General features: G+C 61.9%; 13 protein-coding genes. 1 reads left to right on the top strand and 12 read right to left on the bottom strand.

Going from position 1 to position 13,953, the window contains the following annotated elements; translation table 11 throughout:
• Positions 1 to 509: 509 nt before the first annotated feature.
• From M1E17_RS11285 to M1E17_RS11230, 12 genes are all read right to left on the bottom strand, one after another.
• Positions 510 to 1,589 (bottom strand): L-idonate 5-dehydrogenase, encoded by a 1,080-nt coding sequence (locus M1E17_RS11285; protein WP_457967463.1) that lies wholly within the window; start codon positions 1,587 to 1,589, stop codon positions 510 to 512.
• Positions 1,589 to 2,359, bottom strand: a complete 771-nt coding sequence (locus M1E17_RS11280) for an SDR family oxidoreductase (protein WP_457967462.1) — start codon at positions 2,357 to 2,359, stop codon at positions 1,589 to 1,591. Before M1E17_RS11280 ends, M1E17_RS11285 begins: the two co-directional genes overlap by 1 nt.
• The gene (locus M1E17_RS11275; protein ID WP_457967461.1) at positions 2,356 to 3,300 is read right to left on the bottom strand and encodes a 2-hydroxyacid dehydrogenase; all 945 of its coding nucleotides are present in this window, start codon (positions 3,298 to 3,300) and stop codon (positions 2,356 to 2,358) included. Before M1E17_RS11275 ends, M1E17_RS11280 begins: the two co-directional genes overlap by 4 nt.
• Positions 3,301 to 3,350: 50 nt before the next feature.
• Positions 3,351 to 4,100 carry an SDR family oxidoreductase gene (locus M1E17_RS11270; RefSeq protein ID WP_457967460.1) on the bottom strand — a complete coding sequence of 250 codons (750 nt, stop codon included), beginning with the start codon at positions 4,098 to 4,100 and terminating at the stop codon, positions 3,351 to 3,353.
• Between the two features lie 81 nt (positions 4,101 to 4,181).
• The gene (locus tag M1E17_RS11265) at positions 4,182 to 5,522 is read right to left on the bottom strand and encodes an MFS transporter (RefSeq protein WP_457967458.1); all 1,341 of its coding nucleotides are present in this window, start codon (positions 5,520 to 5,522) and stop codon (positions 4,182 to 4,184) included.
• Between the two features lie 49 nt (positions 5,523 to 5,571).
• Complete coding sequence (locus M1E17_RS11260; RefSeq protein WP_457967456.1) at positions 5,572 to 6,585, bottom strand: 5-oxoprolinase subunit C family protein; 1,014 nt, start codon at positions 6,583 to 6,585, stop codon at positions 5,572 to 5,574.
• Entirely contained in the window at positions 6,582 to 7,301 is a 720-nt protein-coding gene (locus M1E17_RS11255; protein ID WP_457967455.1) for a 5-oxoprolinase subunit B family protein, read from the bottom strand. The genes M1E17_RS11260 and M1E17_RS11255 overlap by 4 nt, the downstream gene beginning before the upstream one ends.
• A 1-nt stretch (position 7,302) precedes the next feature.
• Positions 7,303 to 8,091, bottom strand: a complete 789-nt coding sequence (locus tag M1E17_RS11250; RefSeq protein WP_457967454.1) for a LamB/YcsF family protein — start codon at positions 8,089 to 8,091, stop codon at positions 7,303 to 7,305.
• Positions 8,092 to 8,274: 183 nt separating this feature from the next.
• Positions 8,275 to 9,090: an ABC transporter permease gene (locus M1E17_RS11245; protein WP_457967452.1), complete on the bottom strand. Its 816-nt coding sequence runs from the start codon at positions 9,088 to 9,090 to the stop codon at positions 8,275 to 8,277.
• Positions 9,091 to 9,092: 2 nt separating this feature from the next.
• A complete protein-coding gene (locus M1E17_RS11240) occupies positions 9,093 to 10,013 on the bottom strand; it encodes an ABC transporter permease (RefSeq protein WP_457967450.1) in 921 nt (306 codons plus the stop codon).
• Complete coding sequence (locus M1E17_RS11235; RefSeq protein WP_457967449.1) at positions 10,010 to 11,140, bottom strand: ABC transporter ATP-binding protein; 1,131 nt, start codon at positions 11,138 to 11,140, stop codon at positions 10,010 to 10,012. The genes M1E17_RS11240 and M1E17_RS11235 overlap by 4 nt, the downstream gene beginning before the upstream one ends.
• A 50-nt stretch (positions 11,141 to 11,190) precedes the next feature.
• Complete coding sequence (locus tag M1E17_RS11230) at positions 11,191 to 12,279, bottom strand: ABC transporter substrate-binding protein (protein ID WP_457967447.1); 1,089 nt, start codon at positions 12,277 to 12,279, stop codon at positions 11,191 to 11,193.
• Between the two features lie 305 nt (positions 12,280 to 12,584).
• Between M1E17_RS11230 and nac the strand changes: the two genes are divergently transcribed.
• Positions 12,585 to 13,502: a nitrogen assimilation transcriptional regulator NAC gene (gene nac, locus M1E17_RS11225; protein ID WP_457967704.1), complete on the top strand. Its 918-nt coding sequence runs from the start codon at positions 12,585 to 12,587 to the stop codon at positions 13,500 to 13,502.
• Positions 13,503 to 13,953: the final 451 nt, after the last annotated feature.

Genomic DNA, 13,953 nt, shown 5'->3' with positions numbered 1-13,953 from the left:
CCGTCGTTGATGTCCTGTCCAGATCCGCAAAAGAAAGCGCAATTCGTCGCACCTCGGGGCGCGACAGCTGAGTAACGACCGCAAGGTCCGTGACCTTCAAGCCATCCTTGATAGCTTGGGCGATCCTCTCATTCATCCGCACCGACACGTCTCGAAGGCTGCTGGATTTGAAGGACAGGGCCTGTCGCTGCTCTTTTAGAAGCTCTCGAACCTTCTCGGCTTTCTGCACGGGGCGTACGGTTTTCGATGCTCCCCGATAGCGATAACCGGGTCCTGCGCCGATGCCCCCGGCCTGCAGCGCTGTTCCGGAACTCCGCGATACAGCTGTTCTGGGCGGGGGCATTCTTTCCTCGAATCGGATTGCTTGAAGTTGGATTTAGACGCCGGACCCTCCGGGCAAGTGACGATCAGTTACTGAGCTGCATGGGCCCTGTCCTCCATCTGGACCAGGATCTGGTCGACGATGGACTCCGGTTGCCCGCTGATATCCACAGCTACGCATCGCATCGTCACGTCTTGGATCGCGCAGTGTCTGCCCCCGAAAAATCCAGGAGAACCTTCCCCGATTCAGCCGAGTTGCGCGCCACTTCGAAGGCTTGGACTGCATCGGCAAGGGCGAACTGGTGGGTAATGACAGGTCCTACGTCCAAGGTGCCATCGGCAAGGGCAGCTATCACTTCATCGATCTCGTCGTTGAAACGGAAAGACCCTAGGAGCTGCAGCTCCCTGGTGATGGCCAGGGAGATGAGAACAGGCTGCGGTCCTGTGGGCAGGAGGCCGACCATGACCACAGTGCCCGCGCGGGCGGCACCGCGGATGGCGGAAGCCAGCCCGTGGTGGTTACCCGAGGACTCGATAACGATGTCCGCTTCCACCGCTTTAATGGCGTCGACATCCGCAGCTGTAATAACTTCATCCGCTCCAAGAGCAGTGGCGATCTCCAGCGGTTTGGCGTGCATGTCGACGGCGACAATCCTGCCCGCGCCGGCGCGTTTGAGGACAGCGACGACCAGGGCGCCGATCGGTCCGCAACCTATGACCAGCGCAGTCTTGCCTTCAACATCTCCTGCGCGTGAAATGGCATGCCACGCTACGCTGGCCGGCTCGATCAGGGCAGCCGTCCTCAGGTCCACGTTATCTGGCAGGACGCGCAGCATGCGGGTTGGCAGTTTCACGTAGCGGCTGAAGGCGCCGTCCTTGTGCGGAAACCGTGCGGCACTCCCTAAATAGGTGCACCCCGGAGAGAGATTGGGCCGATCAACGGGGTACCGCTCCTTCCCCGGGCCAGGGGTGGCAGGGTGAACTGTGACGGGGCTCCCTGTGGCGGGTCCGCTGCCGTCCGCTGCCGCACGGACAACAACTCCCGATATTTCGTGCCCGAGAACAAGTGGGGCCCTTAGGATCGACTCCCCTGCCGCGCCGTGCATCCAGTAATGAAGGTCGGAACCACAGATGCCACCATAGGCTACTTCGACGACGGCTTCGTCCCGTTCGGGCGTTCCCAATGTAACCGTATCGATCCGCAGGTCTCCGGCCGCATGCGCAACTACTGCCAGCCCGAACTCAGGGAGTTCAGTTGAGGTGGGCATCAGACCACCACCGTCATTCCGCCGTCGATGAAGATCGTCTGCCCGTTCACGAAGTCTGAGCCGCTGGAGGCCAGCCATACCGCCGGGCCGGCGAGGTCCTGCACGGTGCCCCAACGGTGCGCCGGGGTACGGCCCAGGATCCAGGAGTTGAACTGCTCATCATCCACCAGGTTCTGCGTCATCTCCGTGTGGATATACCCGGGCGCGATCCCGTTGACCTGCAGCCCCGAGGCCGCCCACTCCGCGGTCATGGCGCGGGTCAGGTTCCGCAATCCGCCCTTCGCCGCGATATACGGGGCGATCGTGGGCCGGGCCAGGTCCGTCTGCACTGAGCAGATGTTGATGATCTTTCCGTGCCCGCGCGGGATCATGTGCCGGGCAGCTTCCCGTCCCACCAAGAACGCACTCGTCAGGTCCGTGGTAATCACCCGCTCCCAGTCCGCAACGTCCAAATCCAACATCGGCACCCGGTGCTGGATCCCGGCGTTGTTCACCAGAATCTCCAACGGGCCGACGTTCTCTTCCACCCACGCCACACCCCTCGCCGCCTCTGCGTCGGATGTGACATCAAACGCGATGCTGTGCACCTGCCCCGGCGCATACTCCGCGGCCATCGCCGCCGCGGCGTCCTTGAGCCGCTCGGCATTGACGCCGTTCAGCACCACCGTGGCACCGGCGTCGGCCAGAGCCCGTGCCAGCGCATTGCCAATCCCCCGGCTCGAACCCGTTACCAGGGCAACCCGCCCCGTCAAATCAAAAAGTCCGCTCATGAGAAGGGGCCATCCTGCACCAGGTTGGACGGAGCCTGACCGGCGGCAAGGGCTTCCAGCTGTTTCCGGAGGAGTTTGAGGATCCTGGGCTGGAACGCGGACGCGTTTCCGCCGACGTGCGGGGTGATGAGCGCGTTGGGCGTGGACCACAGGGGGTGGTCCTGCGGCAGGGGTTCAGGATCGACGACGTCAATGGCGCACTGCAGACGCCCGGAGACGACTTCTTTGGTCAAGGCGGCAGTGTCCACCACGGAGCCGCGGCCCACGTTGACAACCAGGGCGCCGTCCGGCAGGGCAGCCAGGACCTCCTCCCCCACCAGCTGATGGGTCTGCTGGCTCAGGGGCAGCACCGAGACCAGGATGTCGTGCGTCGAGGCAAGCGCGGCCAGGCCGGCGGAGGAATGCACTTCGCCGTATTCGTCCGTACGGGCCGAACTTCCCACCCGGGTGACAGTAACCTCAAAGGGTTCCAGGCGTCGTGCGATTTCATGACCTATCCCGCCGACGCCCAGCAGCAGAACACGCCTGTCGGCCAGTGACTGGCGACGCTCTGGCCGCCAGAGGCCGTACTGCTGATCCCGGACTGCCTGGTCGATGCCACGCAGCTTCGCCAGGATCAGGCCCACAGCCAGTTCCGCGGTGGCGGCGGCGTGGACGCCGGAGGCGTTGGCCACTCCGGCGGCTGGTCCAGCCGCCTCAACAACCCCGTCATAACCGGTGGACTGGGTCTGGACGAATTTCAGGTCCTGGACCTGGCCGAGCGAGCCCAGCACGGCGGCGGCGTCGATGTATGGGAGGATGACGCCGTCGATCTCACCGAGCGTCCCGCCGTCGGGATCCGTTTTCAGGTCCCATACCACTCCCTTCAGCCCTTCGGGCAGGGGCGAGAGGTCGGCAAGGAGCTGGCGGTCGGGGAAGCTGACGGTACGGACTGTTTGCATCGGAAGGCCTATCGATCCTGTGGTTGGTATATGGGGGCCGGCGTAGCGCTTTAACGCCTGTCGAAGGTGAGGCCGCCGGGGACCTGGAAGGTGGGCATCAGTTCCAGCATGCCCACGTTTACATGCCGGGGAGTTTCCACCGCATAGTCAAGGGCATTGACGATGTCGTCCGTTGTCAGGGACTCATAACCTTCGTAGTAGGTCTTCCATGCCTCTTCCATGGCTTCCGGCGTTCCGCCCATGTTCCGGCCAAAGATCTCGGTTTCAACCCGCCCCGGGCAGATCTCCGTAACGCGGATCCGTTTGCCCACCGTGTCATTGCGAAGCTGCCTGGAAACTTGGTGCACGGCTGCCTTGGTGGCGTGATAGACCGTGTGTCCGTAAAAATTGTAAAGACCTGCGATTGAACTGATGTTGATGACGTGGCCGTTGTCCCGGTCCACCATGCCGGGCAGGACCAGACGTGTGAGCTGAAGCAAGGCGCGCAGGTTCACGTCCACCAGTTCGTCGACGTCGTCCGCGCTGGAGTCCAGGATGTTCCCCGGCCGGGAAACTCCAGCGCAGTTCACCAGTACGTCCACTTTTAGGCCATCCAGGGTTTTTGTGATTGCGGCGGTGTCGGTCAAGTCCACCACCTGGGGAATCGCGCCGGTCTTGTCGGCCAGCTCCTTCAGCCGATCCTCGTTACGCGCAACGGCGTGGACCGTGAGCCCGCGTTTAGTAAGGCGTTCGGCGATCGCTGCACCCATTCCGGTGGAAGCGCCGGTGACCAGGGCGGTTGAATAGTCTGAAAATGGCATGGAGGTCTCCAATGATGGTGTTTCAATGAATTCGGAAAATTGACGTGACGTGTTTCGGTGGCTTCAACGCCACCGACATTTTTAGGCGTCGCGGAGTGGCAGGTGCGCCCGGTCCTTGACGGTGCTGACGGCCGCGAGGGTGCCCAGCGCGGTGATGACGGCGTAGAAAGCGGGCATGTAGATGTTGCCGGTGGAGGAGATCAGCCAGGTCATCAGCAGCGGCGCGGTGCCGCCGAAGAGTGCCGAAGAGATGTTGTAGCCCAGGCCGTAGGCCGAGTATCGGACCCGGGTGGGGAAAAGTTCAACTATCAGGATGTGGATCACTGCGGTGTGGCCGGCGAAGACCACTGCCATGATGGAGGCGCCCAGGATGGCCAGCGCCATCTCACCGGTGGCGATCAGGGCGTACGCGGGGACACCGACGACTGCCATGGCGATCGCGGAGCCGGCGATGACCTTCTTACGTCCCACCCTGTCTGAGAGGGCGCCCATAAAAGGGATGGCGATGCAGATAACCACAAGGCTGCAGGCGGTGACGATCAGCGCCTCGCCGATGGTGAAGTTCAGTTGCTTGCCCTTGAGGAAGGTGGGCATGTAGGAGAACAGGACGTAGTAGCCGGAGCCGTTCATGAGCGGGATGAACAGGGCCAGCAGCATGGCACGGCGGTGTTCGGCGGACTTGAAGGCTTCCTTGAGCGGGTTCTTGGACAGGCCGCCCTCTTCTTTCAGCTTCACGAAGTTTGGGGTGTCCGCGATGGCCTTGCGGATGTACCAGCCGATGACGCCCATGGGGATGGCGACCAGGAACGGGATGCGCCAGGCGAACGCGCCGAAACCGCCGCCGTCGATCGCTGCCTGGCTGAGCCAGGGCGACATGGAGAATGCAACGAGCGTGCCGGTCAGCAGCGCTGCGAAGGAGGCGATCTGTGCGTAGGAGGTGATGATGCCGCGCTTGCCTTCCGGGGCGTGTTCGGCGAGAAATGTCATAGCGCCAGCGGCTTCGCCGCCAACGGAGAAGCCCTGCAGCATGCGGAGCAGCACCAGGAGAATCGGCGCGGCGATGCCGATGGCCGAATAGGCCGGCAGCAAGCCAATGCCCGCCGTGGCAACGCTGATCAGCAGGATGACAAAGACCAGCAGCTTTTGCCGCCCGATCCGGTCCCCAAGGTAACCGCAGACCACAGCGCCAAGGGGGCGCACGAAGAAGGACACGGCGTAGCCGGCAAAGACGAACAACAGGGCGTTGTCAGGGTTGCCCGGTGCCAGGAACACCAGCGCAAGCGTTCCAGCCATAAAGGCGAAGATGCCGTTGTCGTAAAGTTCCACGAAGATGCCCACACAGCCGGCGGTGACCACCTTCCGGGTCTGCTTGGCATCCAGCCGATCGTTCTGCGGACCAGCCGCTCGTATTGACGCTGACATTCTAAATCCTTACTTGTTTCTGGTGACTACGGCGGGACATATCCGGGCCTCAGCTTCCGGAGGCAGGCATGAGTTCCCGCCAGCTCGCGGGGGCTCCCACACCCAGCAGGCCAAAAACTGTATTTACTGACGTGCGAAGGGCCTCCAGCTCACGCACGGCAGCCCGGTGCCGCGCGGTGGCCTCAGCCACAGTGGTCTTACGGAAGGTGATGGTATCGCCGGGCCTGGTCTGGGCAAGGACATCCAGCGAGCGGCTGGTGACCACACCGAGAACCGGGTAGCCGGCCGTCACGCCGCGTCCGCGGTGGAGTACCAGGAGTTCCTCCCGGGACGGGACTTCGATCGCCCCCACCGGAACGCCCCTGGACAGGACTTCCGCCGTCGACTGCCTTTCCGGAAGCGCTCCGCCGAGGCGGAGTCCGATGTGGTTGCTCCGTCCGCTCACGGTGTAACTGGTCCTAAACAGGAGTTCGGCAGTGTCACCAAACTCCGCGAGGTCCGGCCCGTCAGTTACATTGATGACCGGGCAGGCGCTGATTCCGGGGCGGGTAAGCCCCAGCCGGAACAGCGGAAGGTCAAAATACGGCTGCCGGATGGGCGGAACGGTCTTTCGGCAGCCGAGGACAGTTCCTTGGTTAAGTTTCAACCCGAATCCGACGACGGTGTCCGGCGCGCAGCTGCCCAGCAGGGTCGGAGCGTCCAGGGCGCCGTGGACCGCCACGTAGGCGCGTAGCCCCGTCTTCATACCCCGTAAGGCAACAGTTTCACCGGCCAGGACGGACACCGGTTCCCACTGCGGGCATTCGCGTCCGCCGACGCTCAGGGTAAGCGGGGCACCCGTAACAGCGATGAGCAGGTCCGAGTCGGCACGCATCCGGAAGTCCAGGGCAGTGACTTCGATCAGCGGATCGTTGTCCAGGTTGCCGGCGAGGATGTTGGCGGCGCGGGCGGAAAACTGGTCCAGGGCGCCATTGACGGGGAGTCCGTACCGTGGCCCTTTGAACCTGCCAAGATCCGTGACCACGGAATGGCCTGGCTGCTGGATGGTCAGGGTGCCGCTCATTTCGATGCCTCCAGCTCAAGGCCTGCATAGCGCTCGAAGTCGGCGGCCGGGATCTCGTGGAACCGGAGCAGGTCTCCAGGCATGTACGGAACCAAGGGTTGGTTGTGGGCGTTCAGCGCCGTCAGAGGTGTTTGTCCGATGACGCACCAGCCACCCGGGGCCACCGCCGGCGCAATCACTGCCTGCCGTCCTGCCACGGAGACTGCACCGGCGGGTACCGAAAGCCGTGGGTCTTTCAGCCGGGGCACGGGCAGCGGGAAGTCCGGACCATCCATCATGGGCGACCCGGCCGGGGCACCCAGGCACCGGATGACGTACGACTTGGCCGTGTGGAGGGCGATGACCTCGGAAACCGGGAGACCCTCGTGGTCCGCGACCTTCTGCAGGTCGGGTCCGTATTCACCGCCGTAGACCACAGGTACCTCGAACTGCCGGGGCGTGCGGGCTGGAGCACCAACGAAATCGAGCTGGCGCATGCCCAGCAGGACAAAGGCCCGGATCTGGCGGGCGGAAGTGATGTACGGGTCGAACTCAACCAGCACCGAATCATAGGTGGGGACCGCGCCGTGGACGCCGTCGACGTCGGCCGTCTCGAGCCAAGCCGCCAGCGCATGCACCGCGGCCCAGTTCCGCTCGCGGTCGGGGGACGTGGCGACGACCCGGAGGGCGGCGTCGCCCGACTCGTGCACCTCCACCGGTGTTGGGTTGTCAGCCATCTCAGGCGGCTTCCGCTTTGGCCGCCAGCACCTGGGCAAGCGAGGCAATGGTCACGCCGGCCGCAGTCAGTTCTTTGCGGATGAGCCGGGCCAGGTCCACGGCTCCGGGGTTGTCGCCGTGCAGCAGGACGGTATCGGCGACGACGGGGAGTTTCAGCCCAGACACAGATTCAATAAAGCCTTCACACACCATGCGGATGGTGCGCTCAACGATGGTTGCCGGATCGTGGATGACGGCCCCTGGCTGGCTGCGCGGCACCAAGGTTCCGTCTTCTTCGTAGGCACGGTCGGCGATGCCGACAATGGCCACAGGCAGGCCGCGCCCGGCGGCCGCCTCGGCGAGCTCACCATCCTGGGCCAGGACGATCAGGCCAGGATTTACGCGGTGTGCGGCGTCAGCGACGGCGGCGGCATAGTCCTGGCGTGTGGCGACGAGGTTGCCCAGCCGCCCATGGGGGGCGACGTGGGAAACGCTGGTTCCGTGGTACGCGGCGAAGGCTGACAGGGCGCCAATCTGGTAAATGACATCATTGCGGACTTCGTCTGCTGTTAGCTCCATGGCGCGACGCCCGAATCCCCGGAGGTCCGGAAAGCTGGGGTGAGCTCCGATGCTCACTCCGCGCCTGACGCATTCCGCCACCGTACGGTCCATGATGTCCGGGTCTCCTGCGTGGAAACCGCAGGCTATGTTGGCGCTGGAAACGATTTCGAGAAGTGCGTTGTCGTCGCCCAGGGAGTAGGCACCGAAGCCTTCACCGAGATCTGCCACGAGATCAACTGTGCGACCCATAGTGTGCGCCTTCCTTCGTTTGTACTGACGTGTATTGGCTCCCCTCAGGGAGTCGGAGAATGTTGGGGGCAGCTTCTTCAGCCTCGCCTCTTCAAGCGTGGCACTGTAGGCCGCCCCACACAAAGACGTAATCGATGTCCCGGGATAGGCTCCGGTTATGACCGGGGGCCTATCCCGGGACCTTTAGCGCAGGGCCTTGCGGAGGCCCATGGCCCGCTCGACGACGACCACAACGACGAGCGAGATCAGGATGAGGATGACCGACAAAGCAGCGACGGCGGCGTCGGCTGAGTTCTCGACGTACCGCAGGACCTGCACCGGCAGCGTGGGCAGCCCTGATTCGGCAACAAAGAGCGAGATGACTGCTTCATCGAAGGAAACGATGAAGGCTATGACACCGCCGGCAATGACACCGGGTTGGATGATGGGAAGCGTGATGCGCCGGAAGACGGTCCAGGACCCTGCCCCGAGGATCCTCGCCGCCGCTTCGCAGGACGTGTCAGTGGTTGCCAGGCTCATCAGTGTTGTCCTGATCACGAACGGGATGGTGATGGCTACGTGACCGATGATGATTCCGGCGTAGGTGTTGTTCAGTTCCAGCGGCCCGAAGAGCAGGACCATCCCCAGTGCCAGGACGATGCTGGGGATCAGCAGCGGCGAGAGGAAAAAGGACTGGACCGCTGCCTTCGCCTTGAATTCAAACCTGTCCAGGGCCAGTGCCACCGGTACGCCGAGGGCCAGGACGATGGCCGTGACAACCACGGCCACGATGAGGCTGACCCGCATGCCGTTCATGAACGTGCTTTCCTCGGGCAGCATCTCGTACCACTTGAAGGTCAGCCCTTCAGGCGGGAAGGACAGGTACTGGTTCGACGCGAAGGAGACGACAAAAACGATCAGCAGTGGGGCAAGCAGGAACAGGTAAAGCAGGAACACCAGGATCCCGAACGCCGGCTTGGCCGGGTTGAACCGCGGTTTGAAAAGGCGGGCTTCAGACATGGCTAGCCTCCGATCTTCTTGGTGAGGCGCTGGTAGACGGCAATGATCAGGCCGAACAGGATCAGCAGGATCACGGAGAGTGCGGCTGCGAACGGCCAGTTGAGCAGGCCTGTGGTCTGATCGTAGATTTCTGTTGCCAGCACCTGGACGCTGCCGCCTCCCAGGAGGCGCGGGGTGATGAAGGTACTGATGGACAACACAAAGACCAGAAGGAACGCGGTGAGGATTCCAGGGAGGCTCAACGGAAGCGTGACCCGGGTGAACACCTGCAGCTTGCTTGCACCCAAGGACCCAGCCGCTTCCTCCAGCTGCGGGCTGAGCCGGCCGAATCCGGAGATCATGGCGAGGATGGCATATGGCATGAAGATCTCAACCAAGCCTATGGTGACACCCGTCATGTTGTTCGTCAGCCTCAGCGGAGTTTCGATCACGCCCATGCCCTGCAGCGAAGAGTTGACAAGGCCGTTCGTGCCCAGGATGACCATCCACCCGTACGTCCGCACAACGGCGGACGTCAGCAGGGGTGCGATGGCGATGGCCAGAAGCAACCCTCGGTACTTGCTGGTGCTCCGGGCCAGGAACAGGGCAACGGGATACGACACCAGAATGCAGAGCAACCCCACTGTGACGCCCATTTGGAAGGTATCCAGGGTGACCCGCCAATAGTACGGGTCAGTTAACGGCTGGATGTAGGTGTCCAGTGTGAACGTTTCCTCGATGACGCCGTCCGGTGCTCCCTTGTTAAAGGACATCCGAATCATGTAGGCCAGCGGGAAGACGAAGCTCACCAGCAGCCCGAGGAGACCAGGCAGGAGGAGGGCCAGGTAGGTCCGCCGGTTTCGGCGTCCTGTGGCCTTTTCCAGCTCACCTTCGGCGGCACCGGCCCGGCGGACAGACGGGGACTGCAGTTGGGTGGTTGTCATGATACTTGGGCTTCCAGGGCGGCAGGGGCTTCCACTGCGGCAGGCAGCAAGTATGCATCCTGCTCGTTCCATGAAAGATAGGCTGCGTCGCCCGGACGGGGAAGGTCCCCGCTGGACGTGGGCATCTGTGCCTGCAAGACGCGGTCCCCAGCCCTGACGGCCACCGAGATGGCATCGCCCGTGTAGCTGACACGCTCGATGATGCCCGAGATCGTCTCGGTGCCGGCAGGGTGCAGGAATACCTTGAGGCGGTGCGGCCGGATGACCAGTTCATGCGTGGACCCCGTCAGCCCGGGTTCCCCCACGGCTCCGAACTGGCCGAGTTCGTCCACTGATACCCGGTAATGCGTTTCGCCCTTGGCGGCCGAACCTGTTTCGGACAAAACGCGGGCGGTGAGGAAGTTGGCCTGGCCGATGAAATTTGCCACGAACCGGGTCCGCGGCCGTTCATAGACGTCGGTGGGAGAACCAAACTGCTCGATCAGTCCCCCATTCATCACAGCGATCCGGTCTGCCATGTCCAGCGCCTCATCCTGGTCGTGTGTGACGAACAGCGTGGTGGCCCGGGTCCGTTGCTGGATGGAGCGAATCTCTGTCCTCATGGTTTCGCGGAGCTTGGCGTCCAGGTTGGACAATGGCTCGTCCAGGAGCAGGAGCGTCGGCTCCACAACAAGTGCCCTTGCCAGGGCAATGCGCTGCTGCTGTCCGCCGGAGAGTTCCCTCACCTGCCGCTTGGACAGGTGTCCCAGCTGCACCATGTCCAGCGCTCCAGCCACCCGGCGTTTCTGGTCGGCCTTTGAGGCCTGGCGCATCTGCAGCCCGAAGGCCACATTCTGTTCGACGTTCATGTGCGGAAACAGGGCGTAGGACTGGAAGACCATGCCCATGCCGCGCTTGTTGACGGGGGTGTGGGTGATTTCCTTGCCGTCAACCACAATGGAGCCGGCGGTCGGATCCATCAGGCCGGCAACCATCCGCAGTGTGGTGGTTTTGCCGCAGCCCGAGGGGCCGAGGAGCGCCACCAGATGCCCCTCTTCCACCTCCATGTTCAGGCGGTCGACGGCCGGTTCAAGACCGGCAGCGTATCTTTTGGTCAGATCCACGATCGACAGTTTTGTTTCAGTCACGTTTTCACTTCTCCTGAAGCAGGGTGTGGGGAGGGGCGCCGCGGGGACGGCTACTTGGTGATAATTTCGCGCTTCCAAGTGTCGGTCCACTTGTCACGGGCTGAAGACAGGAACTGAACATCGAGGGGAACGATGTTCAGGGAGCCGTCAGTGGGAACCACGCGGTCCTTCACGTCCGCCGGCAGTTCAGCGTTGGTCACAGAGGGTGCGTAGAAGAGTGCCTTGGCGAAAGCGGTCTGGGCCTCGGCTGAGAGCGCGTAGTCAACGAAGGTCTGGGCGGCCTCCTTGTTGGGCGCATCCTTAACAACGTTCACTGTGTTGATCTGGTACACGGTGCCTTCTTTGGGGAAGGTCACGCCCATCTTCTTGTTGCTCTGGTCGCTGTAGAACTGACCGCGGGCGTTTTGTCCAAGTCCCAGTACCGTCTGGCCGGTGATCACGTTTTGGTATTCATCGGGGTTGGGCGCGAACGTCTGGACGCCGGGCGCCATCTCTTTGAGGCGTGCCACCGCCTTGTCGATGCTCTGGGTGTAATCCTCGCCCTCCATCTTCGAGGTGATGGCGGTCAGGGAGAGCCCCAGCAGGGAGGGCGGAGCGTTAACGTTGATTTTGCCCGCATACGCCGGATCCCACAGCACGTCCCAGCTTTCAGGTGCCTGGGGGAAAGTTGCGGTGTCATAGAGCAGGCCGACTGCGTCGAGCATTACCACCGGACCGAATCCATCCTTGTTCTTGAACTGGTCTGGAACGTTCGCCAGGTTGGGGACGGCGGCGGTATCAATCTTGTCGAACAGTCCCTGCGTGTTACCTGTGGTTGATACAGAGTTGTCCATGATTGCCACGTCGGTGGACGGATTGTTCTTCTGCCCCTGCAGGGCGCTAAGCATTTCTGCTGAGGAGCGCTTGGAGGCGTAGTTGATCTTAATGTCCGGGTACTTGGCCTTGAACGGTTCGATGACCGCAGCCGTGTATTGGTCCTGCCAGACGCCGGAGTAGGCAATCAGGTTAATTTCCCCTGACGTGGCGCTGCCGCCGCCGTCAGAGCCGGAACCGGAGGCGCCTCCGCCGCAACCAGTGAGTACCAGCGTTGCAGCAGCGGCCGCAGCCAGACCGATCTTGCCCTTTGTTATGATTTTCATTTGGTCGGATCTTTCCATTAAGGGGAAACAAATAACACATTGTTTGTTGCTTCCAAGAAGACAGAAGTCATTTATTTAATTGTGGAAGAAGACGCAGCTTAGATTGCGAAGGCAGCATTTATGGGAAATTGCTTCTCGCCCCACATAAATGCCTTATGTTTCGAAGGGTATAATCTGGTTGTCACGCAGAAGTGTTCTGGATCTCAACCTAGCGGGCGAGGCATGGGTCACACAAAGACCTATTGCATATCCCGCCATAACTTTCACGTATGACCGGTGTCGCTTCAGGGACGAACAGAGGAAAAATGGACACTAGGAAACTTGCCTACTTCGTGAAAATTGTGGACTCCGGAAGCATCACGCGCGCCGCGGCGGCATTACACGTTGCCCAGCCTGCCCTCAGCCAGCAGGTTTCAGCCCTGGAAAGTGAGTTGAAGCAACGTCTTCTGATTCGCAGTAAGCAGGGCGTGGTTCCTACAGCAGCCGGCCACACTCTCTACCGCCATGCCCAGACCATCCTGCGGCAGGTCGAACAGGCACGCGAGGATGTCGCCCGTTCAGGTGCCGCACCCTCCGGACGCGTGTCAATAGCGATCGCGCCGTACAGTATGGCCTCCAGCCTGACGCCCCAGATCATCAGTGAAGTGGGCCGCAGATATCCGGATATAGTGCTGCACCTGACTGAGATCTACGGAGGAGTCCTCAGTGAAGCCATCAAGAATGGCCGCCTGGACATGGCCCTTATCTATGAGCCGGGTCCCATTCGGGGGGTGCAGTTCACCACGATGATCGTGGAAGACCTGCATCTGGTGGTCAACCGCGCACGCGTGCCCTCATCGGACTCCACGGAGATCACCTTAGAAGAGGTGGAGCGTTTCGGGCTCTTCCTTCCCGAGCAAAACCACACCCTCCGTCAGATCGTGGAGGGTGGCATGCAAAAGAAGGGGCTGACTCTGCGTTTGGTTGGTGAAGTGGAATCCGTCCCTTCGTTGACCAGGCTCCTTCGGGCCGATCTGGGCGCAACCATTCTTCCGAAATCCGCCTCAGACGCGCTTTTCCATGAGGAAGATTTTCTGGTTCTGAGGATTACCGACCCTGAACTGCAATGCAAAATTGCTTTATGCACTCCAGATCACGAGCCCTTGTCGGAGGCTGCGTCCGCTGTTCTTCTCGTGTTGAAAGAAATGCTCCAGGAGATGCTCAGTGAGAAGTATGCCCGGTAGCGAACCGTCATCGCCCTAACTTATTACGGCATTACATTTTAGTCTTAGTCATCAGTGGGCTTCGAATCTACTCTGGAAATACATCAGGCGAAATGCCTTGCAGGTATTCAGAGAATAGCAATATGCGATTTGGAGTCCATCGTGAAGAAGATCCACAGCGCGTACCGGAACCCATCAAGCGCCAGCTCCCGCACCCTGGTGGCCAGGACTGGGACCCACTGCCCAGCAAACGGGTTCTGGCTTCCCGAGGGAGGGACAGGCCAACCGGTCTTCGTATTTCAGGGCAGCATCATGCCCGTGGGAGATTCTGGCGCCACTGTCTGGCATCTTCAAAAGGGCCACGACGGACCTCCTGCCTATCCCCTTGCGGGCCCTCGGCCTACACGCTCGCTAAGCTACTAGTTCGGCATCGCCGCTGCCAGATGGAGGGTCCGGGTCCGCTAAGGGCACG

It is taken from the genome of Arthrobacter sp. D1-29 (assembly GCF_054130585.1).
This window is presented reverse-complemented; position numbering and strand designations above follow the sequence as displayed.